The sequence below is a fragment of the Paenibacillus sp. MMO-177 genome (assembly GCF_037147795.1).
Taxonomy (GTDB): Bacteria; Bacillota; Bacilli; order Paenibacillales; family Paenibacillaceae; genus Pristimantibacillus.
On record NZ_JBBCUR010000019.1, the window covers coordinates 17,550 to 43,010 of the forward strand.

The window sequence follows — 25,461 nt, forward strand, 5'->3', positions numbered from 1 at the left end:
CGAACTTTAGGACTTCATGTCAAATTATTTGGTTTAAAACGCTCAGGAGGGTATCATGTTTAGCGACAAGTTGCGTATTTTTTCGGGTTCGTCCAATCCCGCATTGGCTCAAAAGATCGCCGGTGATCTGGGATTGACACTCGGCGCCATCAAAATGTCCCGTTTCAAGAGCGGGGAGATCTACGTTCACTACGAAGAGACGATTCGTAACTGCGACGTATTCCTCGTTCAATCGTTCTCGCATCCGATCAACGAGCATTTTGTCGAATTGCTCGTCATGATTGACGCAGCGAAGAGGGCATCCGCGAAGACGATCAACATCATCATGCCGTACTACGGCTATGCGCGCCAAGAGCGCAAAGCAGCACCGCGGGAGCCGATCTCCGCGAAAATGGTGGCAGACGTTCTTACTACGGTTGGTGCAAACCGTGTCATTACGATTGACCTGCACGCGCCGGCTATCCAAGGCTTCTTCAATATTCCGGTAGACCACATGACAGCACTTGATCTGCTCAGCGATTACCTGAAGTCGAAGAACATCGAAAACCCGGTAGTCGTATCTCCGGACGCTGGCCGTGCATCCACGGCTGAAAAGCTTGCGAATAACCTGGACACATCGTTTGCTATTATGATCAAGAAGCGCCCAGCGCATAATGAGTCCTCGATTACTCACGTAATCGGCGACGTAGAGGGTCAAACCGCTATCATTATCGAAGACTTGATCGATACGGGCAGCACGATTGTCAACGTTGTGGAAAGCTTGAAGGAGCGCGGAGCCAAAGAAGTCTATGTATGCGCAACTCACCCGCTGTTCTCGGGCAATGCCATTGAGCGTTTGAATCATCCTCATATCAAAGAAATTATCGTGACGGATTCGATCTCTCTGCCAGAGAATCGTCCGGATAAATTCACGGTATTGTCCGTTGCTCCGCTGCTTGCGGAAGCAACCCGCATTATCATTGAAGGCGGATCGATCAGCACCCTCTTCAAGACAAACGGCGGCGTTTAATCGAATACGGCAATGACAAGAAAATCGCGGGCGTTTTTCCTTACGTTCGCGATTTTCCCACATATTCTTTCGTGTTAGGATAGGCATTGCTATGGTATAATCGTAGAAAATCAAATTCCGGGAGGTGCCTTGCCAGGTGAAAGAGAAGAAACGTGAAGCCTTAGAACAGACAGCCAAGATCATACCGATACAATGGGACGCCACGTTCTTTTTCGAGCGGGCCGTGCGCTCGTTGGATCGTTACCACTATGACAAGGCACTCAAATATTTCCGGCGTGCCGTGGAGTATGAACCGGAAAATCCGGTCAACCATTGCAACATGGCAGGCATCATGTCGGAGATGGGCAATTATGAAGAATCCAATCGGATTTTGAAATGGATTGTCGATGAGCTGGATCCGACCATGACGGAATGTCACTTCTACATGGCCAACAACTATGCCAACATGGAGATGTACGAAGCAGCGGAAGGCGCTCTTATTCATTATTTGGAGGAAGACGCGGACGGACAATACCTCGACGAAGCCGAGGAGATGATGGAGCTTCTCCAGTATGAGCTGGAGCGCCCTGCACCGCTGACGAATATAAAAGCACGCGAAGGCATGGTCGAGCATGACCAGGCCCGCAGGCTTCTGGAAGAAGGCAAGTTTACGGAAGCGGTCCGTATCTTGGAGAAAATCATTGAGGAGCAGCCGGAGTTTCTGGCAGCCCGCAATAATTTGGCTCTTGCCTATTATTATATGGGTATGTTCGACAAAGCGATGGCTACGATCCGGGAAGCGCTGGAGCTTGAGCCGGGGAATTTGCATGCCCTTTGCAACCTGGGGATCTTCTATCAGCATGCGGGCGATAAAGCTAGTCTTGCTCCTCTGCTCGATTTGCTGCGCAAAACGGCGCCGTTCCATCAGGAGCATGTCTTCAAGCTGGCTACAACGATGGGCATCCTGGGCGAGCATGAAGCGGCGTATCGCCACTTTACCCGCCTTCTGAAGGACGCGGAGCTCAATTTGGATCCTTGCCTGTATCATTATGCAGCCGTAGCCGCATGCCACATCGGACGGTATGTGGAAGCGGAACGCCTGTGGAAGCAGGCTGCGAAGCTGGATCCGGAATCGGATATTCCGCGTTATTACATGGAACAGCTGGCTCTCATCAAATCGGGCGACCAGAACGCATCGGTAAGCTATCATTATCATTTGCCCTTCGAGGAACAGTTCAAACTGTGGGAAAATTCCTCGGATGGACTTCCAGAGCATTTGAAGCGCGACCCGCTCGTGCGCTCCTCGTTCTTCTGGGCGCTTCGTCACGGCGACCAGAATACGAAGCTGCAGGTTATTCAAGCGCTTGGCATGATTGCCGATAACGAAGTCAAGGACGTCCTTCGCGCTTTCCTGCTGGAGGCGGACGAAGATGATTATTTGAAGCGAATTGCCGTATTCGTGCTCCGTACAATCGGCGTACAGGAGCCGCTTCATGCCGTACTTGAAGGCAAAGCGACGGTTATTGAGCCAAACCGGGTCCCCTCCCGTCTTCCGGTATGGGAAGACAAGTGGCAGGAGGTCGTGGAAGCGGCAATGTCCCGCGTGAACAAACGCTTTGACCTTGTGCAGCAGTACGACTTGATGACGCTGTGGGTAGAGTTCCTGTCGAGGCTTTACCCGGAAGTGCCAAAGCTGACCAAGCCGGAAGGCTGGGCGGCGGCGCTGGAATATTTGACGGCCAAGATGCACCGGCGGACAACGTCGTATCCCGAAATCTCGGAGCGTTACGGCGTCTCCATCGCAACCGTAAGCAAGAATGCCAAAAAAATCGACGAGGTATGCGGGATCAAGGAAAAGATGAAATCGATCAGCTCGGTTTTCTCCTTGGACCACCTCGAATAGGGCATTTCGCCCATTACCAACGCACTTAGGATAAGGTTCCCTAAGTGCGTTTTGTTTTTCCCGGGCAAACTTATATATAATAAGGATATATTGCAGCGTTCTTATCTTTCCCCTCTCCAACCACCTGTGGTTGGACGACTTAAAAACCTGCGATGTTGCTGGTATTAGTTTGGTTGTCTGAGCAAGCGTAAGCGGAGCGGAAATAACGTACTGGAGAAACGGAGTGTTCGCCTTTGTCCATTAGTTTCAACCTTTAGAGGGTTGATCAAATCAAGAAACTAAGGGACAACAGCGATCGGAAGGACGTTATTTTCGCGCAGCGACATCGGCGGCCGGTACCGAAGTAATCCAACAACCATCGCCACTTTTAGGAGGACAACCATGTACAAATCCATTATTATAGGCACCGGCCCAGCCGGTCTCACGGCAGCGATTTATTTGGCGCGCGCGAACATGAAGCCTCTTGTTATTGAAGGACCGGAGCCGGGCGGCCAGCTGACGACCACGACGGAGGTCGAGAACTTCCCGGGCTTCCCGGAAGGGATTATGGGCCCTGATCTGATGGCGAATATGCGTAAGCAGGCGGAACGTTTTGGCGCCGAGTTTACGACCGGTTGGGTGAACAGCGTCGATATGTCCGAGCGTCCGTTCAAGCTTCAGGTAGAAGGCAAAGGCGAATTTGTCGGCGAGACGATCATCATCTCTACCGGCGCATCGGCTAGATGGCTTGGCATTCCTGGCGAGAAGGATAATATCGGCCGCGGCGTGAGCACATGCGCAACCTGTGACGGCTTCTTCTTCCGCAATAAAAAGATTGTGGTTATAGGGGGCGGCGATTCCGCCATGGAGGAAGCGAGCTTCCTTACCCGCTTTGCAACCAATGTTGAACTCGTAAACCGTCGTGATGAGCTCCGCGCGTCAAAAATCATGCAGGACCGCGCACGCGAGAACGAGAAAATCAGCTGGAGCCTGAACCGTACGCCGCTTGAGGTAGAAGCGAACGGCATGGGCGTTACCGGCCTTAAAGTCCGCAACAATGCGACGGGCCAGGACGAAACGATTCAAACGGACGGCGTCTTTATCGCCATTGGCCATACGCCTAACACGAAGTTTCTGAACGGCCAGATCGACACCGACGAGCATGGCTACATTAAAGTGAAGCCAGGCAGCTCGGAGACGAACGTGCCGGGCGTATTCGCCTGCGGAGACGTACAGGACAGCAAATACCGCCAAGCGATTACGGCGGCGGGCAGCGGCTGCATGGCGGCGCTTGATTGCGAACGGTTCCTCGAGAACATCGGCTCGCATTAATACGCGAGATAACAGTTGGCCCTTTCCTCTCCCGGAGAGGGCTTTTTCCTGCCAGCTTCTTATAGCTCAAGGGAAACACTGGGGCGGCGATTATCTTGACCGGAGTAGGGCATTGGCTTATAGTTGGTTAAAGAGTAGATAACATATTAATGAGGTGGACTAGTAATGTCTGAGAAGATTTACGTTGGAGTCGATGTCGGCGGCACCGCTATTAAAGTTGGGATTTGTAACGTGGAGGGAGAATTGCTCCACACTTACGAAGGGCCGACGGAAACGAGTAAAGGTACGGACACCATCCTTCATAATATTGCGCAGTATGCGCGGAACATCGTGACCGAATCGCCGTTTGAATGGGAGCAAGTCGAAGGCGTTGGCGTAGGGATCGCCGGCTTCCTTGATATCCCGAACGGTATTGTGAAATTTTCGGGCAACTTGAAGATTGAGAATGTTCACTTGAAGGAATATCTCGAAAAGGAGCTTCAAGTTAAAGTCCTCGTTAATAATGACGCAAACGTTGCCGCGCTTGGCGAAGCATGGGCCGGAGCGGGCAAAGGCATCGATAACTGCGTCTGCTATACATTGGGTACCGGCGTGGGCGGCGGTATTATTATCGGCGGCAAAATCGTAGAGGGCTTCGCGGGCATGGCCGGCGAGCTGGGCCACATCGCCATTGTTCCTGATCTGGAAGCGATTCAATGCGGCTGCGGCAAAATGGGCTGCCTCGAATCGGTATCGTCCGCTACGGGCATTATCCGCATGGCGAAGGACGCCGTTGAGCGCGGTGACCGCACCGTCTTGTCGACAGTAGAAGATATTATGGCGAAAGATGTTATCGACGCTGCGAAAGCAGGCGACGAGGTCGCTTCGCGCATCGTTAGCCGCGCCGCTTACTATCTTGGCAAATCGATGGCTCTGATGGCTGTCGTACTGAATCCGGAATGCTTTATTATCGGCGGAGGCGTGTCGAAAGCAGGCGACTTCCTATTCGACCAAATTCGCGAAGTATTCGAGAAGTATACCCAGAAGGAAGCACAGGAAGGCGTGAAGATCGTTGCAGCAACGCTTGGCAATAACGCGGGTGTGGTAGGCGCGGCGGGTCTTATCTTGCGTTCCTAATGAGCATAAACAGCGTTACGATGGGGAAAGAGGGGACAGCTATGGAAACGGGAGCAATGTCAAAGCTTGTTATCATTACAGGGATGTCCGGCGCAGGCAAGACGATTGCCGTACAGAGCCTTGAGGATTTGGGCTTTTTCTGCGTTGATAATTTACCGCCGGTGCTTATCCCTAAATTCGCGGAGCTGATTGAGCAGTCGAACGGCAAAATCGGCAAAGTAGCCCTTGTGATTGACCTTAGGGGCCGTGAATTTTTTACCGCCTTATCGGAATCCTTAAGCTTTATCAAAGAGCATTTCACAATCAGCTGCGAAATTTTGTTCCTTGACGCAACGGACGAGGTGCTCGTCCAGCGCTATAAGGAAAGCCGCCGTCGCCATCCGCTTGCTCCGGAAGGCATGCCGCTTGAAGGCATCCGCAACGAGCGAAGAATGCTGGAGGATTTGAAGGGCTCGGCTTCGCAGGTTATTGATACAAGCAATATCAAGCCGGCACAACTCAAGGAGCGTATTATTTCCCGGTTTACGAACTTGGAGAACAACAGCCTTTCGGTGAATGTGACCTCCTTCGGGTTCAAATACGGCATTCCGATCGATGCCGATTTGATTTACGACGTGCGCTTTTTGCCTAATCCGCATTATGTGGATCATTTGCGCCCGAACACCGGACAAAATCCGGAAGTCTACGATTATGTGATGAAATGGCCGGAGACGCAAGCCTTCCTGACCAAGCTGCTCGATATGCTTCAGTTTCTTCTCCCTCTTTACCATAAAGAAGGCAAGAGTCAGGTTGTTATCGGCATCGGGTGTACGGGCGGCAAACACCGCTCGGTTGCGATTGCAGAATATTTGGGTCGCATGCTCGGCAGCAGCGATACGGAACGGGTACGCGTCAGCCACCGCGATGCTGACCGTGATAAGCATTGACGGGGTGATTGGATGCAGAATAGGCATAAAGTTATAAGGCGGCCTAAGATCGTTGTAGTAGGCGGCGGAACCGGCTTGTCGGTGATGCTGCGGGGGCTTAAGGAGAAGCCCCTTGATATTACAGCAATCGTAACGGTCGCCGATGACGGGGGCAGCTCGGGAGTACTGCGCAATGAACTGCAGATCCCGCCTCCGGGCGACATCCGCAACGTTATTATGGCGCTTGCGGATGCGGAGCCGCTATTGACGGAAGTGCTTCAATACCGTTTCTCGAGCGGCACCGGATTAGCTGGGCATAGTCTGGGTAATCTGATGTTAGCTGCGATGACGGATATTGCCGGCGATTTCGTTACGGGCGTCCGCGAGCTCAGCAAGGTATTGGCCGTGCGGGGACGCGTGCTTCCTGCCGCGGGCCGGGCTATCGTGCTGAAGGCCGAGATGGCTGACGGTACCATTGTTGTCGGGGAATCCATGATTCCGAAAGCGGGCAAGAAGATTAAGCGGGTTTTTGTAGAGCCCGATCACGTAGAGCCCCTTCCGGAGGCTATTGAAGCCATTGAGCAAGCCGATGCGATTCTCATTGGTCCAGGCAGCTTATATACGAGTATTATTCCGAATCTGCTCGTACCTAAGTTAGCGCGGGCCATTGTAGATTCAACGGCTGTTAAACTGTTTGTCTGCAATGTGATGACACAGCCGGGAGAGACCGATGGATATTCGGTCAGCGATCATCTTAAGGCCGTGCAGGACCATATCGGGCATAAACTATTTGACTATGTGCTGGTTAACGACGGTGAAATATCGCCGGAGGTGGCGGAAAAGTATGCGGAAATGGGTTCTACTCAGGTAGACCTGGATATAGACGAAGTAAACCGGTTGGGATATGAAATCATCTCCGACCGCCTCGTGCTGTACCGGACGTTTCTGCGGCATGACGCAGAACGGCTTAGTCATCATATTTATAAATTAGTGGAAAACTGGATGTTAAGAAAGAGGTGAACAAGCGATGTCATTTGCGGCCCAAACGAAGAAAGAGCTGACGATGATTGAGGCGGATACTTGCTGCGAACGTGCTGAATTGTCCGCGCTCATTCGAATGAATGGCTCGGTCAGCGTCTCCAGCCGCAAAGTCGTCCTCGACATCTCAACCGAAAACGCGGCTATTGCCCGCCGGATCTACTCCTTGGTGAAGAAGCATTTTGAAGTGCATACGGAACTGCTCGTCCGCAAAAAAATGCGACTCAAAAAAAATAATGTATATATCGTCAGAATCCCGACGAAGGTACAGGAAATACTAAGTGAGCTGCGAATTGTATCCGAGGGCTTCGTGTTTAACTTGGGCATTGATAAGGAAATCATCAAGAAGCCGTGCTGCAAGCGATCCTATCTGCGCGGAGCATTCCTTGCCGGGGGCTCGGTCAACAACCCGGAGGGTTCTTCCTACCATCTTGAAATTTCATCGATGTACGAAGAGCACTGCTCGGCGCTGGTTGAGCTGGCGAACAAGTTTGAGTTGAACGCAAGATGTATCGAACGTAAGAAGGGCTTTGTGTTCTACATCAAAGAGGGCGAGAAAATTATCGAGCTGCTTAACATTATTGGCGCCCATCAGGCATTGTTCAAATTCGAGGATGTCCGCATTATGCGCGACATGCGGAACTCGGTTAACCGAATCGTGAACTGCGAAACGGCCAACCTGAACAAAACGATCGGCGCGGCGGTCAGGCAAATCGATAATATCAAGCTGCTGCAGAAGGAAATCGGATTAAACAATCTTCCCGATAAGCTTAGAGAGGTTGCCGAAATCAGGCTCCAGCATCCGGATATGAACCTGAAGGAAGTCGGCGAGATGCTGAAGGGCACCGTAAGCAAATCGGGCGTTAACCATCGGCTGCGGAAAATTGATGAACTTGCGGAAAAAATCCGCAACGGCTAAACTTTTATCCTAGTGCATCAGATGGTATAATGATATAATATGAACAAAAAGTCTTATACAAGGTATAACACTGCTTTTTAAAGTTATTAATCATGTCAGGCTGAGCATTGAAGCGAAATTGCCAGACTTATTATAGTATAGGGGGTATGGTTACCATGACAAGGCTACCGGTTGTCGTTCGTCTTAAAACAGGTTTGCACGCTAGACCTGCCGCATTATTCGTTCAAGAAGCGAACAAATTTTCCTCCGAAGTATTTGTTGAGAAAGACGACAAGAAAGTAAACGCAAAATCCATTATGGGTATCATGAGCCTTGCGATCAGCTCGGGCACAGAGATTCATATCAGCGCAGAGGGTTCGGATGCAGAACAGGCTGTAAACGCTTTAGTCGCGCTCGTCAGCAAAGAAGAGCTGGAGAACCAATAAGATTCAATTTAATTCGACAAAAAGGGGGTTGTCCCAAGTCATTTCGGATGACAGAGGGATAGTCCTTTTTTTATTTCAAATAAAGACAAAAAGAAAAGCGGCTGTCCAGGTTATCGCCTGTACAGCCGCTTTTTATATTTAGATACGCTCGATTACTTTGTCAACCAGACCGTATTGACGCGCTTCTTCCGCGCTCATGAAGTAATCGCGGTCGGTATCCTTCTCAATACGCTCGAGAGGTTGTCCCGAACGCTCAGCCAGGATGCCGTTCAGCTTGTCGCGCATTTTGATAATGCGGCGTGCGCGGATTTCGATATCGCTTGCTTGACCTTCAGCGCCGCCAAGCGGTTGATGGATCATCACTTCGCTGTTCGGGAGCGCATAACGTTTGCCTTTGGCGCCGGCCGTGAGCAGGAAAGCGCCCATCGATGCCGCCATGCCGACGCAAATCGTCGAGACATCGGGTTTAATGTATTGCATCGTATCATAGATAGCCATGCCTGCCGTGATGGAACCGCCAGGGCTGTTAATGTAGAGAGAAATATCTTTCTCAGGATCTTCTGCTGCAAGGAACAGCATCTGAGCAATAATGGAGTTGGCTACCACATCGTTTACGCCTGACCCGAGGAAGATGATGCGATCCTTCAGAAGGCGGGAGTAAATGTCGTAAGCGCGTTCTCCGCGATTGCTCTGTTCAATAACCATAGGAACGAAATTCATATCCAACCAAGTCCCCTCCTCAAAATAGCAAAGATGGTATTACTGATTCCCATTCTAGCTGATGATCAAACAAAAGTCAAAGATAGTCAAACTCATTTTTTGTGCCAAACAAAAAAACCGCCCTCATGGAGGACGGTTCACGTTTATGTATAGCGTTAAGGTAAAGTTGAATGGCGCGCCCGCTAGGAATCGAACCTAGATCTCAGGCTCCGGAGGCCTACGTCATATCCATTGGACCACGGGCGCTTAATGCATAATAAAGCAACAGCAAAACTTAGTATACGCGATTCAATTGTAGAAAGCAAGGCAGATGAGAAAAATAAATTTGAGCAAATCGTGAATACAAACGCTTTCATCGGCGATTGCTTACTTGCCATGTGAATTGTTTTTAGCTAAAATAAAGGTGGGACTTAAAGTGAGTATGCGGGACGTTTAACGTCCATCCCCTGAAAGCCCATTACGCCTATTAACGGGTGGAGTGAAGACTAGAGGATGCGTCACATTATTGAGCTGCAGCAGCAGCTTCTCCCAGATTTGCTTGACGTAATGAAGAAGCGTTACTCGATATTGCGCCAAGTGATGTTGTCCGATCTGATCGGCCGGAGGACGCTCGCCAATTCCTTAGGGATGACGGAACGGGTGCTCAGGGCGGAGACGGATTTTCTGAAATCGCAAGGTCTGCTGGAAATTCATGCGGCGGGAATGCGGATCAGCGAAGCGGGCAAGCAATTGCTTGAGCAATTGGAGCCCTTCTACAAGACGTTATTCGGCTTGTCCGATCTGGAAGAGAAGATCAGAAGTCATTTCGGATTATCGCAGGTCATTGTTGTAGCAGGCGATTCCGAGGATTCGGAGCAATCGAAGCGGGAGCTCGGAAGAGCGGCTTGCCAGGTGCTTCGCAAAGTGATGGAGCCTAACGATGTCGTGGCCGTAACCGGCGGAACGACCATCGCTCAAGTCGCCAACCAACTAACTTCGACAACGCCGTTGAAGAACAACTGGTTTGTACCGGCGAGAGGCGGACTTGGAGAAAGTCTCGATTATCAAGCCAATACCATTGCATCGACAATGGCTAAGCGTACAGGCGCCAATTACCGGATGCTCCATGTGCCGGATCATCTGGGCGACGAAGCTTACGCATCCATGATGCAGGAACCGAATATCCGCGATATTGTCGAGGTTGTCCGAAGCGCCCGAATCGTCGTGCACGGGATCGGGGACGCTATGGTGATGGCCCGGCGCAGAAAGCTGAATCCTGAACTGGTGAAGGCGATGGCCGCGGATGGCGCATTGGCTGAAGCTTTTGGTTTTTATTTCAACAAGAACGGCGAAGTCGTTCACAAAATGCAGACCGTAGGATTACGACTCGAAGATATTGTGAAGACTGAAGTTGTTATAGGAGTGGCTGGCGGCCATAGCAAAGGCGAAGCTATAGCAGCCATTATGAAATTTGGGCACAATGATGTGCTTGTCACCGATGAAGCGGCAGCTCTTGAGATGTCCGCCATTATCGAAGAACAGCAGCAATCGTTATCTTAACGATTTGCGGCAGGCTCTGCTGCAGAACGTTTTGAAATATATACCATAGTCATTTAAAAGCTTAGGAGGAATTTAAAATGGTTAAAATTGGTATTAACGGATTTGGTCGTATCGGTCGTAACGTGTTCCGCGCATCGCTGAACAACCCTAATGTTGAGGTAGTAGCGGTAAACGACCTGACTGACACTAAAACACTTGCACACCTGCTGAAATATGACACAACTCATGGCACTCTTGATGCTACAGTTGAAGCAAAAGAAGGCGCAATTATCGTTAACGGCAAAGAAATCAAAGTATTTGCTGAGCGTAACCCTGAGAACCTGGCATGGGGCTCCGTAGGCGCAGAAATCGTTGTTGAATCCACTGGTATCTTCACAGCGAAAGAAAAAGCCGAGCTTCACCTTAAAGGCGGCGCTAAAAAAGTTATCATCTCCGCTCCTGCAACTAACGAAGACATCACAATCGTTATGGGCGTTAACGAAGACAAGTACGATGCTGCATCGCACACTGTAATTTCCAACGCTTCTTGCACAACAAACTGTCTTGCTCCATTCGCAAAAGTATTGAACGACAAATTCGGTATCGTTAAAGGTATGATGACTACAATTCACTCGTACACAAACGACCAATCCGTACTGGACGTTCCGCACAAAGACCTGCGTCGTGCTCGCGCGGCTGCTGAGAACATCATTCCTTCGTCCACAGGCGCTGCAAAAGCGGTATCCCTGGTTCTGCCGGAACTGAAAGGCAAACTGAACGGCATGGCTATGCGCGTTCCTACGCCTAACGTTTCCGTAACTGACCTGGTTGCTGAACTGAAAGTTAACGTTACTGTTGAAGAAGTTAACGCAGCTCTGAAAGAAGCTTCCGAAGGCGCTCTTAAAGGCATTCTGAACTACAACGAACTGCCACTGGTATCCAGCGACTACAACAGCGACCCAGCTTCCTCCACAATCGACGCTCTGTCGACTATGGTAGTAGAAGGCAACATGGTTAAAGTTATCTCCTGGTACGACAACGAGTGGGGCTACTCGAACCGTGTAGTTGACCTCGCTGCATTCGTGGCAAGCAAAGGTCTGTAAGATACACACGCTATTCCACAATTGCATGGAACGCTTTCGTTCCGGAGCTTAATGCTCCGGGATACGCTTAGTCTGCGGCTCCACTTAAGTGGATATTAGGCGAAGGCGTTCCTTCTTGCGAGAAGGAACGCCTTTTTTGCTGCTGTTAAAGGCTTTATCTCATATATGCTTTCAACTTCATAATCAGGGAGGCAACACCATTGAATAAGAAAAGTGTTCGTGACGTAGAAGTAGCAGGCAAACGCGTATTTGTACGCGTCGATTTCAACGTACCACTCGAAGATGGCAAAATTACCGACGACAAGCGTATCCGCGAAACGCTTCCTACGATCAACTATTTGATCGAAAAAGGCGCTAAAGTTATCCTCGCGAGCCACCTTGGCCGTCCAAACGGTGAAGTGGTTGAAGAACTGCGTCACACAGCTTCTGCCGTACGTCTGTCCGAGCTTCTTGGCAAACCGGTTGTAAAAGCTAACGACTCCGTTGGTGAAGAAGTGAAAGCACAAGTTAACGCGCTGAATAACGGCGACGTACTCTTGCTTGAGAACGTTCGTTTCCACGCTGGCGAAGAAAAGAACGATCCGGAACTGGCTAAGCAATTCGCCGAGCTGGCTGACTTGTTCGTAAACGATGCATTTGGTGCTGCTCACCGCGCCCACGCTTCGACAGAAGGCATTGCGCACTACCTGCCTGCCGTATCGGGTCTCTTGATGGAGCGCGAGCTTGATGTTCTCGGCAAAGCGCTGAACAACCCTGAGCGTCCTTTCACGGCGATCGTTGGCGGTTCGAAAGTAAAAGACAAAATCGACGTTATCAACAAAATGATCGAGATCGCTGATAACATCATCATCGGCGGCGGCTTGTCTTACACCTTCTTTAAAGCGCAAGGCCATGAAATCGGCCAATCGCTCGTTGACAACTCCAAGCTTGATCTGGCTCTTGAGTTCATCGAGAAAGCAAAATCGCTCGGCAAAAACTTCCTGATTCCGGTTGATATCGTTATTACTGACGAGTTCAGCAAAGACGCAAACACAAAGATCGTTGACGTTGACGGCATCCCTGCTGACTGGGAAGGCATCGACATCGGTCCTAAAACTCGCGAAATTTACGCTGACGTGATCAAAAACTCCAAGCTGGTTGTTTGGAACGGACCAATGGGCGTATTCGAGATCGAGCCATTCTCCCACGGTACGCGTGCGGTTGCTAACGCTTGCGCGGAAACAGCCGGTTACACGGTAATCGGCGGCGGCGACTCCGCTGCGGCTGCTGAGAAATTCGGCGTAGCTGACAAAATGGATCACATCTCGACTGGCGGCGGCGCTTCCCTGGAGTTCATGGAAGGCAAAGCACTTCCGGGCGTTGTAGCTCTTAACGATAAATAAGATAGAAATCTATAATTTTAGAAACGAGGGAATATACGATGAGCAGAACACCTATCATTGCAGGTAACTGGAAAATGTTCAAAACCGTTTCCGAAGCTGTATCGTTCTTCTCCGAAGTGAAAGGCAAGGCTGAGGTTGCTGGCGTAGAGAGCGTCATTTGCGCTCCTTACACAACTCTTCCGGCGCTTGTTGAAGCGGCAAAAGGCACGTCGATCGCAATCGGCGCGCAAAACCTGCACTTCGAAGACAACGGTGCGTTCACGGGCGAAATCAGCGGCGTTATGCTGAAGGATCTTGGCGTGAAGTACGTGATTATCGGTCACTCCGAGCGTCGTGCTTACTTCGCTGAAACCGACGAGATCGTTAACAAAAAAATGCATGCTGCATTCAAACACGGCATTACGCCAATCGTTTGCGTAGGCGAGAAGCTCGAAGAGCGCGAAGCTAACCAAACGAAGGATGTTTGCAAAGTGCAAACCGAAGCGGCCTTCAAAGGCCTGTCGGCTGCGCAGGCAGCTGAAGTGGTTATCGCTTATGAGCCAATCTGGGCGATCGGCACCGGCAAATCCTCGACTTCCGAAGACGCGCAAGACGTTATCGGTTACATCCGCAGCGTAGTTGCTGATCTGTACGATGCAGCGACAGCTGAAGCGGTTCGTATCCAATACGGCGGCAGCGTAAAACCAAACAACGTTGCAGAATACCTGGGACAAGCGGATATCGACGGCGCTCTTGTGGGCGGCGCATCGCTTGAGCCGGCTTCCTATATCGCACTCGTTGAGGGGGCCAAGTAAGATGGCTCCGAAACCAGTTGCACTGATTATTCTCGACGGCTTTGGCCTTCGCGACGACGTAACCGGCAATGCCGTTGCGCAAGCGAAAAAACCAAACTACGACCGCTACTGGTCGACTTATCCGCACACTACTCTTACTGCTTCCGGCGAAGCAGTAGGTTTGCCGGATGGCCAAATGGGCAACTCCGAGGTTGGTCACCTGAACATCGGCGCAGGCCGAATCGTGTATCAGGATCTGACTCGCATCTCGAAGTCGATCCGCGACGGCGAATTTTTCGATAACGAGACGCTTCTTGGGGCGGTTCGCCACGCGAAAGCGAATGGCAAGAAGCTTCACCTGTACGGCCTGCTGTCCGACGGCGGCGTACACAGCCACATTGCTCACCTGTTTGCCCTGCTGGAACTGGCTAAGAAAGAGGAGCTGGACGAAGTATTCATTCATGCCTTCCTCGACGGCCGCGACGTTGCTCCGGACAGCGCGAAGGGTTACCTGGAACAGCTGCAAGCGAAGATTGAAGAAGTGGGCGTAGGCCAGATCGCTACCGTTCAAGGCCGTTACTACGCAATGGACCGCGACAAGCGTTGGGAGCGTACGGAGAAGTCGTACCGCGCCATGGTTTACGGCGAAGGTCCTAAATACACGGATCCAATCAAGGCTGTAGTTGAATCCTATGAAAAATCCGTTTATGATGAATTCGTTATGCCAACGGTTATCGTAGGCGAGAACGATGAGCCGGTAGGCCTGGTTGAATCGGAAGACTCCATCGTCTTCTTTAACTTCCGTCCCGACCGTGCGATTCAGCTTGGCCAAGTATTCACCAATGAAGATTTCCGCGGCTTCGACCGTGGCGAGAAATGCCCTAAAAACCTGTATTTTGTCTGCCTGACGCTGTTCAGCGAGACAATCGGCGGTTATGTGGCGTACTCCCCTAAGAACCTGGATAACACCCTTGGCGAAGTGCTTGTTCAAAACAACAAGAAACAGCTTCGTATTGCCGAAACCGAGAAGTACCCGCATGTAACGTTCTTCTTCAGCGGCGGCCGCGACGTTGAGCTTCCGGGCGAGACTCGCGTTCTGATCAATTCGCCGAAGGTAGCTACTTACGATCTGCAGCCGGAAATGAGCGCGTACGAAGTCGCGGCAGCAGCGGTAAGAGAGATCGAAGCCGATAAGCATGACGCGATCATCCTTAACTTTGCGAACCCTGACATGGTAGGTCACTCCGGCATGCTGGAGCCGACAATCAAAGCGGTGGAAGCAACGGACGAATGTCTGGGTCAAGTGGTGGAAGCTGTCCTTGCAAAAGGCGGCGTGGCGATCATTACGGCTGACCACGGCAACGCGGACATGGTATTCGACGAAAACGGACGTCCGTTTACGGCGCATACTACGAACCCGGTTCCTTGTATCGTTACGGTGGCTGGCGGAGAGCTACGCGAAGGCGGCATTTTGGCTGACCTGGCTCCAACGGTTCTTGATCTGTTGCAACTGGCTAAACCAGCCGAAATGACAGGTACAACATTGATTCAGAAGTAAGTTTCAAGGTAGAATCAATACAGCTTGTTTTCCATGCTTCAACCCTATAAATAACTTAACTGAAGGAGTGTTACTCAAATGTCTATCATCGTTGACGTTTACGCACGCGAAGTGCTGGATTCCCGCGGGAATCCGACTGTAGAAGTAGAAGTATCCCTGGAATCCGGCGGCAAAGGCCGCGCAATCGTACCATCCGGCGCATCCACTGGCGCTTACGAGGCTGTTGAGCTTCGCGACGGCGACAAAGGCCGTTACCTGGGCAAAGGCGTTGAAAAAGCGGTTGAGAACGTAAACGCGATTATCGCACCAGAAATCATCGGTCTGGACGCTCTTGATCAAGTAGCTATCGACCGCAAAATGATCGAGCTTGACGGTACTCCTAACAAAGCTAAGCTTGGCGCTAACGCAATCCTGGCTGTTTCGATGGCTGTTGCACGCGCTGCGGCTGACGCGCTGAACGTGTCCCTGTACACTTACCTCGGCGGCTTCAACGCAAAAACTCTGCCAGTTCCAATGATGAACATCATCAACGGCGGCGAGCATGCGGACAACAATGTTGACGTACAAGAGTTCATGGTTCTGCCGGTTGGCGCTCCAACATTCAAAGAAGCTCTTCGCATCGGCGCTGAAATCTTCCACAACCTGAAATCGGTTCTGAAAGACAAAGGCCTGAACACTGCGGTAGGCGACGAAGGCGGCTTTGCTCCTAACCTTGGTTCCAACGAAGAAGCAATCACTACAATCATTTCCGCTATCGAGCGTGCTGGTTACAAACCGGGCGTTGACGTATTCCTCGGCATGGACGTAGCTTCCACTGAGTTCTACAAAGACGGCAAATACCACCTCGAAGGCGAAGGCAAATCCTTCACTTCCGCGGAATTCGTTGACCTGCTTGCTTCGTGGGTTGAGAAGTACCCAATCATCACAATCGAAGACGGCTGCTCCGAAGACGACTGGGAAGGTTGGAAATTGCTTACTGACAAACTCGGCGGCAAAGTACAGCTCGTTGGTGACGACCTGTTCGTTACAAACACAGAGCGTCTGTCCGACGGTATCGAAAAAGGCGTTGGTAACTCCATCCTCGTTAAAGTTAACCAAATCGGTTCGCTTACTGAAACATTCGACGCAATCGAAATGGCGAAACGCGCTGGTTACACTGCGGTTATCTCCCACCGTTCCGGCGAAAGCGAAGACAGCACAATCGCTGACATCGCGGTTGCTACAAACGCTGGCCAAATCAAAACAGGCGCTCCGTCCCGTACGGACCGCGTAGCGAAATACAACCAATTGCTTCGCATCGAAGACCAACTGGGTTCGGTTGCTCAATATGCAGGCAAATCGGCATTCTACAACCTGAAAAACTTCAAATAAGTTTTTCGTTAACATTCGTTAACATAAAGAAGGCATCCCGGTGAGGGGATGCCTTTTTTGCTGCCGACACCGGTTCGGACAGTGTTTCTCATATAGTGGAAACAACGCCGAAATTTGAAACTATTGAATTACTTGTCCGCCTATGATAAAATCAATTTATGTGTTTAACGGAGCTCCTATGCTGGAGGTGGATCAAATGGAAATCTTTTGGAAGATTTTGCTCGTTATTTTTGCAATCGGCTTGATCTCAGTTGTATTGCTGCAAAAAGGGAAAAGCGCTGGTTTGTCCGGGGCGATTACTGGCGGTGCTGAGCACTTGTTCGGTAAGCAGAAGGCGCGCGGTTTGGACTTGTTCCTTCAGCGTTTGACAGTAGGGCTGGCAAGCGGATTCTTTATCCTGGCGCTGGTTGTAGCATACGTAGTTAAAGTGTAAATGATTACGATTCGTACTCAGAAACGGAGGGAGACCTCCGTTTTTTTGTTTTTTCAAGGCTTTTACGGATGCTAAGGAATGATTTCGTGTATACTAAACGATATATGATAATCTATCAACCGGTAGCTGGATGGCGGTAGGGAAAGCCTCCGGTGTATGAGGTGACAAGGAAAACTATGATGCAAGAGCAGGAACTGCTTGATTTTATGCGGGAGACGGCCTACAAGCCGATGACTTATCAGGAGCTGGAACAGCATTTCGGCATTAACGATGCGGCGGAGTTTAAAGAATTCCTCAAGCTGCTTAATCAGCTCGAGGAAGAAGGCAAAGTCATTCGGACGCGCAATGAACGCTATGGCGTTCCGGAGCGAATGAACCTGCTGAGAGGGAAAATCCAGGCGCATGCGAAGGGCTTCGCGTTTTTGCTGCCTGACGAGAAGGATCATCCTGATGTTTACATACATGCAAACGATCAGAAGAGCGCGATGAACGGCGATATCGCGCTGGTGCGCATTACTTCGCAAAGCGAAGGCGGAGGCCGGATGGAAGGCGAGGTCGTCCGCATTGTGCAGCGTGCCGTCACGCAGGTAGTGGGCACGTTCGAAAGCCATGAGGCATTTGGTTTTGTTGTTCCGGATGATAAACGGATTAACCGGGATATTTTTATTCCGAAGGGTGAATTCCAAGGTGCGGTAACCGGTCAAAAGGTGGTCGTTAAGATTATTTCGTATCCGGAAGGCCGGTCTGCGGCGCAAGGCGAGATTATCGAAATTCTCGGACATAAGAACGATCCGGGCATCGACATTTTGTCCATTATCCGCAAGCATCAGCTGCCCGAGGGCTTCTCGGATGAAGTGATGGACGAAGCCGAAGCGGCTCCGGACTCCATTACCGAAGAAGAGATTGTGGAACAAGGCCGCCGCGATCTTCGCGGGGAAGTGATTGTGACCATTGACGGTGAAGATGCGAAGGATCTTGATGACGCGGTCCACGTAAAACGGCTCGAGAACGGCAACTATCTGCTTGGCGTGCATATCGCCGATGTCGGTTACTATGTGAAGGAGCGTTCGGCGCTTGATCAGGAAGCATTCCGCCGCGGATGCAGCGTATACTTGGTAGACCGGGTTATTCCGATGCTGCCGCACCGCTTGTCGAACGGGATCTGCTCGCTGAATCCTCAGGTAGACCGCTTGACGCTTTCCTGCGAAATGGAGTTCGACTCCAAGCTTAAGCGCGTTCGCCACGATATTTTTACAAGCGTTATTAAGACGAAGGAGCGCATGACCTATACGAATGTGCGCAAGATCTTAACGGCTACCGAAGAAGAGCCGGAGACGGAGCTGAAGGAACGCTATGCGGACCTGCTCGACATGTTCACGCTGATGGAAGAGCTCGCAATGAAGCTTAGAAAGAAGCGTATGAAGCGTGGCGCAATCGACTTTGATTTTCAGGAGTCGAAGGTTATCGTGGACGAGGAAGGCAAGCCGGTTGATATTATCAAGCGCGAGCGTTCCATTGCGGAAATGATTATCGAGGAGTTCATGCTGGCGGCGAACGAAACGGTGGCCGAGCATTTCCACTGGCTCCGCGTGCCGTTCCTCTACCGGATTCACGAGGATCCGGACCAGGAGAAGCTGCTTCATTTCATGCAATTCGCCTCGAACTTCGGTTATGTCGTGAAGGGCAAGGGCAATTCGGTTCATCCGCGAGCCTTGCAGACGCTTCTTGAGGAGATCCACGGCACGAAGGAAGAGACGGTTATTTCGACCGTGATGCTGCGCTCCATGAAGCAGGCGAAATACGATGCGGAGAGCCTGGGACACTTTGGGCTTGCGGCGGAGTTCTATTCCCACTTCACGTCGCCGATCCGGCGTTATCCGGACCTTGTTATTCACCGGGTTATCCGCGAGGTGCTCGAGAATGGCGGAGCGCTGCCGGAATCGCGTTCGGAGGCGCTTGCTGCCCGGATGCCGGACATTGCCCAGCATTCCTCTGAACGCGAACGGGTTGCCGTTGATGCGGAACGGGATACGGATAAGCTCAAAAAATGCGAATTCATGCTGGATAAAGTCGGCGAAGAATTCGACGGTATTATCAGCAGCGTGACAAGCTTCGGCATGTTTGTCGAATTGGATAATACGGTGGAAGGCCTTATCCGGCTAAGCGGTCTGACGGATGATTACTATCACTTCCACGAGCTTCATATGGTGCTGATCGGCGAGCGTACCTCGAAGGTATACCGCATTGGCGATGAGGTGAAAATCCGCGTGGCGCAGGTGAACATGGACGATTACACCATTGATTTCGAGATGGTGGACATGAAGCCGCGCAGCGACTTCCGCGGCGTCGCGGATGCAGGATTTGGCGCGCGCAGCGGAGGAGGCGGCCGCAAGCGCGGAGGTTTCAGCCGCGGCGGGGACACAGGCGCGGTAGTTGGACGCGGCGGGGATAAAGGCGGCCGCGGGAAGGAAGGCCGCGGCGGGGATGGCCGCGGCGAGCGGAATGATCGCGGCCCGGGCAAAGGCGGCCGCGATGGCGCTAAGCGCGCCGAGCATAGCGGCGCGCAAGGAAATGCGAAGCGGAAGCGCGGAGGCGATGACCGCGGAGCGGCGCAAGGCGCGAGCCGCGCGGCCGAAGGCGCGGCGGAGCGCTCGCCTTGGCAAGAGCAGGCGAAGCCGCTCGAGCAAGGGCGGCAAGTGCGCGGGGCAAGGCCGCGCACGGATATGTGGGGGCTGCCGATTAGCGGCAGCCGCGGCAGGGACGCCGATACGGGCGAAGATCCGGATCAAGGCTCGGTCTTTGATGGCGGCCGCGGCAGGCGCGGCGGCCGGGGCAACCGCAGCGGAGGCGGCGGAGGCCAGCGCGGCGACGCAAGATCACCGCAAGGTTCGAATTCTTCGAGCGGAGTGAATAAATCCGGCGAAGAAGGGAAAAACAATAAGAAGAAACGAAAAGGCGGGGGCAATTCCACCGCAGCATTCGTCCGCAAAAAACGTAAATAAATATTTAACATGACAGATGTACTATCGCTTGAAATAACGGCGCTGCCCGATGTGGCGCAAGCTGCGGGGAAGCAGCGCCGTTTTCTATGGATAAGCTGGGAAAATATATTTAAGCTTGTCGCTTGCTTTTTGATTTTGGGTATAGTACACTCAAAACAATTGATGATATGAACCTGAATTCACATATTGAAAAGGGTATCATTGTAGACGTCATGACACCTTATTCAATGTGTGAATTTTTTGTTTCGTAACGAAATAGGCGCATATTAATTTATTTTTTTGGAGGTAAGACACATGCAACAAGGTACAGTTAAATGGTTCAACGCTGAGAAAGGTTTCGGCTTCATCGAAGTTGAAGGCGGCAATGACGTATTCGTACACTTCTCCGCAATCGTTGGCGAAGGCTTCAAGACTCTTGAAGAAGGCCAACGCGTTGAGTTCAACGTTGTTCAAGGCAACCGCGGACCACAAGCTGAGAACGTTGTTAAGCTGTAATAGCTTAATCTAACGAACGGAAACCGCCCTTAACAGGGCGGTTTTTTTATTTTGAAAGCGATGTATTTTCGTGGACGAGATGGCTTGCGAAACGCGCTTAATGTTTGTTACAATGAATTCCTAATAACGCTTCTCTATCGGAATGCGTAAACGAAAATGAGGTGAACCGCCATGGGTGCAAAGAAAAATGACGGCAAACAGCTCGCTCAAAACAAAAAAGCGTCCCATGATTATTTCATTGAGGATACGTATGAAGCGGGAATCGTGCTGATGGGTACGGAGATCAAAGCTCTCCGCATGGGGAAAGCAAATATTAGCGATGCGTTTGCAACGATCCGGAATGGCGAGATGTTTATTCATAACATGCATATCAGTCCTTTTGAACAGGGCAATCGCCATAATCCGACTGATCCGACCCGCGCTCGGAAGCTGCTGCTTCACAAGCAGCAAATTCATAAGCTGCTTGGCCAATCCAAGCAGGAAGGCTATTCGATTGTGCCGCTGAAGATTTATGTCCGCAACGGCTACGCAAAGCTGCTGATTGGGCTTGGTAAAGGCAAGAAGCAATATGATAAGCGCGATACGGCCGCGAAGCGGGATGCGCAACGGGATATCCAGCGTGCGTTGCGCGAGAAGCAGAAAGTCGCAAGATAATTGGCATTTGCTTCACTCGCTGGTTCTGGTTCCAGCTTTCCGCCATCATTGGCATTAAGAATCTGAGCATTAGCGATGAAGTTCGTGTTATACTAAAGTAGCGCTAAGGGATACGAGGCGCCGCTGCAACAAATAGTTAGAGTAGTACTGCTTGTAATGAATAGCGCGAGAAGCGCTACACCTCATTCCGGGCGTTCTTTACAGCTAATCGGTCGAAATACACCGGTTATGCGATATTGGGGGCGTTTATGGATTCGACGGGGATAGTACGAGCATGGGTTGCGGGTAGCAGGGAGTCGTCTGCTTCATCAACGCTAAAGCCAATTAAATGGCAAACAACAACAAACTTACGCTTTCGCAGCTTAATAACCTGTGAGCGTGCTCCTACCTAGCATCGCCCATGTGACTAGACTAGGGGCTAACAAGTAGTGGGATACGCCGCTTCGGTCTCCGCCTGGGGTCGACGGAAGAAGATAATCAGGCTGACCCAACGCGTAGTCGGTTACGGGACGACGCTCGGGTGACATCAATACTGTGACTACACCCGTAGAAGCCTGTGTGGCGTTGTCTTCGGACAGGGGTTCAAATCCCCTCGCCTCCACCATGAAAAACCCGACCGCGTGAGGTCGGGTTTTTGTATTATCCGCAGATTTGATCTGCATTACTCCTCCAAGTCTCCGATATACATAACCACGAATCTCCTATACTTCTTGCTTGTGGTTATTAACTAACGTTAACCTTAGGAGGCAATGGACTATGATCGAAGTTATCAATATGGATGGCCAAAAACTTACCCCGTGTTTGCTTCACCGGGCTTGGAGGGAAGTTAACCGAGCACGTGCCATTTGGATAGACGAGCAGACCATCCAATTGCTATACAACCCATTCTTATTTCGTGCCTATCGAAAAGCCGCACTGAAACGGGATCATTACACATGTTTGTGGTGCGGACGTCCCGGAACGACGGTCGATCATATTATCCCTGCAAGCAAAGGCGGCTCAGACCTCCCCCAAAACTTACTCGCTGCTTGCATGGAGTGCAACACGAAGCGGGGAAGCCGTTCAGCATTCTCCTATTTTAGAGAAAAAGTATTTTCCGCGCCGAAAAGGATGAAGTTAGTTTATCGTATCCTGAAAGCTAGCTATTACCATCAAGTAAACTGATGCAATTGAACATAATCGGACTGCTTATTGTAAAAATTGGAACGAGTGTTTTTACGAGCGCTCACGATTCCTCAGGCAACAGCTTTTCCTGCCGGGCCTTCAGCGCTGCCTGCACACGATCCGTTACGCCCAACTTGGAATAAATGGTTGAGATATAATTTTTGACGGTCCCTTCTGTCAGGAAGAGCTTTCGCGCGATTTCACGGTTATCTTTGCCTTTTGCCAACTCGCCGAGTACGTCAAGCTCTCGCTCTGTTCTAACAAAGTAATCGTCTCAATCTGCTTGGTATATTGCTCCAGGACTTGGAGCTGCTTGTCTTTCTCTTCGAGGAGCGTCTGCATTTTTCGGTGCGTATCGACCATTTTCCAAACCACACAGCCTAAACCGAAGAAGAACAAGCCTTCGATGATGGAGATATTGAAGGAAGTTTGTGTTGAAGCAATCGCTCAAGATTTCATTTGTTATAGGTATAATTTCCATATTTCCTCTGGTTTTGCACAGCCACGGTTCGCCTCCGCCATCAAAAACCACATCCGCATGAGGATGTGGTTTTTGTTGCTGATTTCAAACACAGAAAAGCTCCGTCCCACGTGGATCGGAGCCTTTCGTGTTTGGCTAGACACATGTAAAGGATTGAATAGACTGCAGGCTTAGGCCGGTATACACCCAAAACCTTCCGTTCCACTGAAAACCGGCAATCGATGTGCGTCCTAAGAAAACAGGGAAAAACCAGAATTGATTTCCATTCCTAAGCCAAATGTACGTATTCCTGAACATACAACGAGAAATCGCACCGGGGTCAACAGCAAACGGCTGAACCGCAGGTTGTTGAGGGATGAATCCCGGCGGAGGTGAACTAGGTGCCATTGGCTGCCCCGGCTGTCCTGGCGGTCCTGGAGGTCCCGGTTGTCCAGGGAATCCTGGAGGTCCCGGCTGTCCGGGGAATCCTGGAGGGCCAGGAGGTGGGAAAAATGACATGATCTTGTCACTCCTTATTTGTGGGCTAAAACATTGTATGTAGGAGCGGAGCCAAGGGAATGGGCGTAACCGATATTGTTTTTAATGCGGCAGGCGATATGTCGATCAGGTTTTTGCTTAAGGAATCAATATAATTAGTGGATTATAGGGAATCAAACTACTTTATGGTACAAATTTTGCATTAGGAACGGAGATTGGTAACTTAAGTTGGTATTGGTTTTTGTTAAATTCTTCTATAATAAAGCAAAAGATCTAGGAGTTTTTACGCATGTATGCATCGTTTTCTGTATGCGCGACCGAGGCCTATCAACGAAAGTACATGGATTTTCTTTTAGCGAATTATGAGGATTTACGACTGCCGTATCCTTTCCCCGTTGCTTTCGGTTTTATCGCCAGCCCTATTTTTATGGGACGCGAATGCTTTCTCTGCCTGGACGACGAAGGGGAAGCTATTGGCGCATTCGGCTATATTCACGGTACGGGAGAAGGCAACTATGAAGATCGGCATGTTGTGCAGCTGCAGATAGCTTTTCTGTCCAAACCATATAGACATACGAGATTGTTTCTTCGGGGATTACAAGCGCTTGCCAAACATTTAAACGAGCTTAACGAGATGGTGACCGAGCTGGTTTTTTGGACAGGGATAGATGACTATGCAATAAGGCTGTTCGATAAATTTGCTGAACGGACTAGAGTTGGGGAGTTGGCCGTCGGCTACCGGCTTACTTTGCGTCATTTAAACGCGTATACAGCAAGATTCAAGCGAGACAGTGCCAGCATATTGCCAAAATCCTCGGTATGTTCAAGCTTCAAGGAGGAAATTGCCGTGGGCCGCCTTTTCCCGGTAACTTGCAATCAGGACCGAGAGTATGCGAGATTTGTCCGATATTTTCTCGCGCATAGCGATGAGTTTGATGAACGGTTTTTGTTTTTCGACGCGGTTGCGCATATGACGGTTTCTTTGCGCGAGAGCCGGATGTTGTTATTTGATGACGGGAATGGCAAGCTGCAGGGTTATATCCAATATCGTATGGAGGCAGAAGGCGAGACGGTGTTTATTGAGTCGGCGATTCTATCGCCTGCCTATCGAAGCGGCATTCAATTCTATAAAGGGCTCGCTGAATGGACGAATCGTGTTATGGAGGAGCAAGTTGAAATTCATCGGGTTAGATTCCATGTACGTGCCGATCACGCCTACTTGATTAGATTGTACTCTAAGTTTGCGAGAAAAATTGAAGAAACGGAAAGCCGGGGGAGAGCGGAGCTTATATTCGAAACCGCATTCGACGAGCTTCGGAGCTATTTGAGGGCAGATGATACTAAGTAAAGGAGGTGAGTAACGATGATACCGGTTGGCCAACCTCTAAAGGGAACAACTAAAGGCAGTGGTTTCGGAAAAATCAGCATTCTCGATGCTTTGAAGGCAAACGAGCAAGTGAGAACTTCAGCGGCGGCAGCGAAGTAATCAGAGCTATTCGCACAGGGGTTGTCTCGAAGTCATAATGATATGGCTTAAGGGCAGCCCTGCTTTGTTATTTAAGAAATTGAAAAGTTTTTTTAAAAATATACTTGCCAAATGCTTTTTATCTATGGTATATTCTAATTCCGGCCGAGAGAGACAAGCGGTTCGGACGAAAAGCTGAATATCATCGAGCAAATGGATGAAAAATAAAGCTTGACACTAAAAACGATAACGTGATATGA

The 25,461-nt window shown here is 50.6% G+C and carries 24 protein-coding genes, 1 tRNA gene, 1 other RNA gene and 1 pseudogene; 23 read left to right on the forward strand and 4 right to left on the reverse strand.

What is annotated here, in order from left to right:
* Positions 1-55 precede the first annotated feature (55 nt).
* The 8 genes from WFK81_RS29900 to WFK81_RS29935 all read left to right on the forward strand — a co-directional run bounded on the left by WFK81_RS29900 (position 56) and on the right by WFK81_RS29935 (position 8,605).
* Positions 56-1,009, forward strand: a complete 954-nt coding sequence (locus tag WFK81_RS29900) for a ribose-phosphate diphosphokinase (RefSeq protein ID WP_116394259.1) — start codon at positions 56-58, stop codon at positions 1,007-1,009.
* A gap of 136 nt (positions 1,010-1,145) precedes the next feature.
* A complete protein-coding gene (locus WFK81_RS29905) occupies positions 1,146-2,891 on the forward strand; it encodes a tetratricopeptide repeat protein (protein ID WP_336790965.1) in 1,746 nt (581 codons plus the stop codon).
* Positions 2,892-3,272: 381 nt separating this feature from the next.
* On the forward strand, positions 3,273-4,202 hold the full coding sequence (trxB, locus tag WFK81_RS29910) for a thioredoxin-disulfide reductase (protein WP_336790967.1): 930 nt from the start codon (positions 3,273-3,275) through the stop codon (positions 4,200-4,202).
* 165 nt (positions 4,203-4,367) lie between these two features.
* Entirely contained in the window at positions 4,368-5,318 is a 951-nt protein-coding gene (locus WFK81_RS29915; RefSeq protein WP_336776887.1) for an ROK family glucokinase, read from the forward strand.
* A 41-nt stretch (positions 5,319-5,359) separates the two neighbouring features.
* On the forward strand, positions 5,360-6,244 hold the full coding sequence (gene rapZ / locus WFK81_RS29920; RefSeq protein WP_085982376.1) for an RNase adapter RapZ: 885 nt from the start codon (positions 5,360-5,362) through the stop codon (positions 6,242-6,244).
* 12 nt (positions 6,245-6,256) lie between these two features.
* Positions 6,257-7,243, forward strand: coding sequence for a gluconeogenesis factor YvcK family protein (locus WFK81_RS29925; protein ID WP_336790969.1), 987 nt, complete (start codon positions 6,257-6,259; stop codon positions 7,241-7,243).
* A 7-nt stretch (positions 7,244-7,250) separates the two neighbouring features.
* Positions 7,251-8,180, forward strand: a complete 930-nt coding sequence (gene whiA / locus WFK81_RS29930; protein ID WP_336790971.1) for a DNA-binding protein WhiA — start codon at positions 7,251-7,253, stop codon at positions 8,178-8,180.
* Positions 8,181-8,335: 155 nt separating this feature from the next.
* Entirely contained in the window at positions 8,336-8,605 is a 270-nt protein-coding gene (locus WFK81_RS29935) for an HPr family phosphocarrier protein (RefSeq protein ID WP_012772176.1), read from the forward strand.
* 138 nt (positions 8,606-8,743) lie between these two features.
* Here the strand turns inward: WFK81_RS29935 and clpP are convergent, their stop codons facing one another.
* Both clpP and WFK81_RS29945 read right to left on the reverse strand, forming a co-directional pair.
* Positions 8,744-9,325, reverse strand: a complete 582-nt coding sequence (clpP, locus tag WFK81_RS29940; protein WP_207918210.1) for an ATP-dependent Clp endopeptidase proteolytic subunit ClpP — start codon at positions 9,323-9,325, stop codon at positions 8,744-8,746.
* 171 nt (positions 9,326-9,496) lie between these two features.
* Positions 9,497-9,571, reverse strand: a tRNA-Arg gene (locus WFK81_RS29945).
* A 246-nt stretch (positions 9,572-9,817) separates the two neighbouring features.
* Here WFK81_RS29945 and WFK81_RS29950 point away from each other — a divergent pair.
* The 13 genes from WFK81_RS29950 (at position 9,818) to WFK81_RS30010 (ending at position 22,778) form a co-directional block, all read left to right on the forward strand.
* Positions 9,818-10,864, forward strand: coding sequence for a sugar-binding transcriptional regulator (locus WFK81_RS29950; RefSeq protein ID WP_336790972.1), 1,047 nt, complete (start codon positions 9,818-9,820; stop codon positions 10,862-10,864).
* A gap of 77 nt (positions 10,865-10,941) precedes the next feature.
* Positions 10,942-11,946, forward strand: a complete 1,005-nt coding sequence (gene gap / locus WFK81_RS29955) for a type I glyceraldehyde-3-phosphate dehydrogenase (RefSeq protein WP_132313380.1) — start codon at positions 10,942-10,944, stop codon at positions 11,944-11,946.
* Positions 11,947-12,146: 200 nt separating this feature from the next.
* Positions 12,147-13,328, forward strand: coding sequence for a phosphoglycerate kinase (locus tag WFK81_RS29960; protein ID WP_127498588.1), 1,182 nt, complete (start codon positions 12,147-12,149; stop codon positions 13,326-13,328).
* 38 nt (positions 13,329-13,366) lie between these two features.
* Positions 13,367-14,122, forward strand: coding sequence for a triose-phosphate isomerase (gene tpiA, locus WFK81_RS29965; protein WP_336790975.1), 756 nt, complete (start codon positions 13,367-13,369; stop codon positions 14,120-14,122).
* A 1-nt stretch (position 14,123) separates the two neighbouring features.
* Positions 14,124-15,659 carry a 2,3-bisphosphoglycerate-independent phosphoglycerate mutase gene (gene gpmI / locus WFK81_RS29970; protein ID WP_336790977.1) on the forward strand — a complete coding sequence of 512 codons (1,536 nt, stop codon included), beginning with the start codon at positions 14,124-14,126 and terminating at the stop codon, positions 15,657-15,659.
* A gap of 78 nt (positions 15,660-15,737) precedes the next feature.
* Positions 15,738-17,030 carry a phosphopyruvate hydratase gene (eno, locus tag WFK81_RS29975; protein WP_116394247.1) on the forward strand — a complete coding sequence of 431 codons (1,293 nt, stop codon included), beginning with the start codon at positions 15,738-15,740 and terminating at the stop codon, positions 17,028-17,030.
* Positions 17,031-17,226: 196 nt separating this feature from the next.
* Positions 17,227-17,463, forward strand: coding sequence for a preprotein translocase subunit SecG (gene secG / locus WFK81_RS29980; protein ID WP_116394246.1), 237 nt, complete (start codon positions 17,227-17,229; stop codon positions 17,461-17,463).
* Between the two features lie 176 nt (positions 17,464-17,639).
* Entirely contained in the window at positions 17,640-20,465 is a 2,826-nt protein-coding gene (rnr, locus tag WFK81_RS29985) for a ribonuclease R (RefSeq protein ID WP_336790978.1), read from the forward strand.
* 9 nt (positions 20,466-20,474) lie between these two features.
* Positions 20,475-20,636 carry a hypothetical protein gene (locus tag WFK81_RS29990; protein WP_336790980.1) on the forward strand — a complete coding sequence of 54 codons (162 nt, stop codon included), beginning with the start codon at positions 20,475-20,477 and terminating at the stop codon, positions 20,634-20,636.
* 123 nt (positions 20,637-20,759) lie between these two features.
* On the forward strand, positions 20,760-20,960 hold the full coding sequence (locus tag WFK81_RS29995; RefSeq protein ID WP_012772186.1) for a cold-shock protein: 201 nt from the start codon (positions 20,760-20,762) through the stop codon (positions 20,958-20,960).
* A 171-nt stretch (positions 20,961-21,131) separates the two neighbouring features.
* Positions 21,132-21,614 (forward strand): SsrA-binding protein SmpB, encoded by a 483-nt coding sequence (gene smpB, locus WFK81_RS30000; RefSeq protein ID WP_132313370.1) that lies wholly within the window; start codon positions 21,132-21,134, stop codon positions 21,612-21,614.
* Positions 21,615-21,852: 238 nt separating this feature from the next.
* Positions 21,853-22,218: a transfer-messenger RNA gene (ssrA, locus tag WFK81_RS30005) on the forward strand.
* 152 nt (positions 22,219-22,370) lie between these two features.
* Positions 22,371-22,778 (forward strand): HNH endonuclease, encoded by a 408-nt coding sequence (locus WFK81_RS30010; RefSeq protein ID WP_336790983.1) that lies wholly within the window; start codon positions 22,371-22,373, stop codon positions 22,776-22,778.
* A 61-nt stretch (positions 22,779-22,839) separates the two neighbouring features.
* Here WFK81_RS30010 and WFK81_RS30015 read toward each other — a convergent pair.
* Both WFK81_RS30015 and WFK81_RS30020 read right to left on the reverse strand, forming a co-directional pair.
* Positions 22,840-23,022, reverse strand: a pseudogene (locus WFK81_RS30015) (response regulator transcription factor); the annotation flags it as partial.
* A gap of 372 nt (positions 23,023-23,394) precedes the next feature.
* Positions 23,395-23,757 (reverse strand): collagen-like protein, encoded by a 363-nt coding sequence (locus WFK81_RS30020; protein WP_336790984.1) that lies wholly within the window; start codon positions 23,755-23,757, stop codon positions 23,395-23,397.
* 268 nt (positions 23,758-24,025) lie between these two features.
* Between WFK81_RS30020 and WFK81_RS30025 the strand changes: the two genes are divergently transcribed.
* Positions 24,026-25,084, forward strand: coding sequence for a hypothetical protein (locus tag WFK81_RS30025; protein WP_336790986.1), 1,059 nt, complete (start codon positions 24,026-24,028; stop codon positions 25,082-25,084).
* Positions 25,085-25,099: 15 nt separating this feature from the next.
* Positions 25,100-25,222 carry a hypothetical protein gene (locus WFK81_RS30030; protein ID WP_268960393.1) on the forward strand — a complete coding sequence of 41 codons (123 nt, stop codon included), beginning with the start codon at positions 25,100-25,102 and terminating at the stop codon, positions 25,220-25,222.
* The last annotated feature ends 239 nt before the right edge of the window (positions 25,223-25,461 follow it).

What these genes read in the sequence shown, in the direction of transcription:
- WFK81_RS29900 (WP_116394259.1), top strand. Translation starts at nt 56, where the DNA reads ATGTTTAGCGACAAGTTGCGTATTTTTTCGGGTTCGTCCAATCCCGCA.
- trxB (WP_336790967.1), top strand. Translation starts at nt 3,273, where the DNA reads ATGTACAAATCCATTATTATAGGCACCGGCCCAGCCGGTCTCACGGCA.
- WFK81_RS29915 (WP_336776887.1), top strand. Translation starts at nt 4,368, where the DNA reads ATGTCTGAGAAGATTTACGTTGGAGTCGATGTCGGCGGCACCGCTATT.
- rapZ (WP_085982376.1), top strand. Translation starts at nt 5,360, where the DNA reads ATGGAAACGGGAGCAATGTCAAAGCTTGTTATCATTACAGGGATGTCC.
- WFK81_RS29925 (WP_336790969.1), top strand. Translation starts at nt 6,257, where the DNA reads ATGCAGAATAGGCATAAAGTTATAAGGCGGCCTAAGATCGTTGTAGTA.
- whiA (WP_336790971.1), top strand. Translation starts at nt 7,251, where the DNA reads ATGTCATTTGCGGCCCAAACGAAGAAAGAGCTGACGATGATTGAGGCG.
- WFK81_RS29935 (WP_012772176.1), top strand. Translation starts at nt 8,336, where the DNA reads ATGACAAGGCTACCGGTTGTCGTTCGTCTTAAAACAGGTTTGCACGCT.
- clpP (WP_207918210.1), bottom strand. Translation starts at nt 9,325, where the DNA reads ATGAATTTCGTTCCTATGGTTATTGAACAGAGCAATCGCGGAGAACGC.
- WFK81_RS29950 (WP_336790972.1), top strand. Translation starts at nt 9,818, where the DNA reads ATGCGTCACATTATTGAGCTGCAGCAGCAGCTTCTCCCAGATTTGCTT.
- gap (WP_132313380.1), top strand. Translation starts at nt 10,942, where the DNA reads ATGGTTAAAATTGGTATTAACGGATTTGGTCGTATCGGTCGTAACGTG.
- tpiA (WP_336790975.1), top strand. Translation starts at nt 13,367, where the DNA reads ATGAGCAGAACACCTATCATTGCAGGTAACTGGAAAATGTTCAAAACC.
- gpmI (WP_336790977.1), top strand. Translation starts at nt 14,124, where the DNA reads ATGGCTCCGAAACCAGTTGCACTGATTATTCTCGACGGCTTTGGCCTT.
- eno (WP_116394247.1), top strand. Translation starts at nt 15,738, where the DNA reads ATGTCTATCATCGTTGACGTTTACGCACGCGAAGTGCTGGATTCCCGC.
- secG (WP_116394246.1), top strand. Translation starts at nt 17,227, where the DNA reads ATGGAAATCTTTTGGAAGATTTTGCTCGTTATTTTTGCAATCGGCTTG.
- rnr (WP_336790978.1), top strand. Translation starts at nt 17,640, where the DNA reads ATGATGCAAGAGCAGGAACTGCTTGATTTTATGCGGGAGACGGCCTAC.
- WFK81_RS29990 (WP_336790980.1), top strand. Translation starts at nt 20,475, where the DNA reads ATGACAGATGTACTATCGCTTGAAATAACGGCGCTGCCCGATGTGGCG.
- WFK81_RS29995 (WP_012772186.1), top strand. Translation starts at nt 20,760, where the DNA reads ATGCAACAAGGTACAGTTAAATGGTTCAACGCTGAGAAAGGTTTCGGC.
- smpB (WP_132313370.1), top strand. Translation starts at nt 21,132, where the DNA reads ATGGGTGCAAAGAAAAATGACGGCAAACAGCTCGCTCAAAACAAAAAA.
- WFK81_RS30010 (WP_336790983.1), top strand. Translation starts at nt 22,371, where the DNA reads ATGATCGAAGTTATCAATATGGATGGCCAAAAACTTACCCCGTGTTTG.
- WFK81_RS30020 (WP_336790984.1), bottom strand. Translation starts at nt 23,757, where the DNA reads ATGTCATTTTTCCCACCTCCTGGCCCTCCAGGATTCCCCGGACAGCCG.
- WFK81_RS30025 (WP_336790986.1), top strand. Translation starts at nt 24,026, where the DNA reads ATGTATGCATCGTTTTCTGTATGCGCGACCGAGGCCTATCAACGAAAG.
- WFK81_RS30030 (WP_268960393.1), top strand. Translation starts at nt 25,100, where the DNA reads ATGATACCGGTTGGCCAACCTCTAAAGGGAACAACTAAAGGCAGTGGT.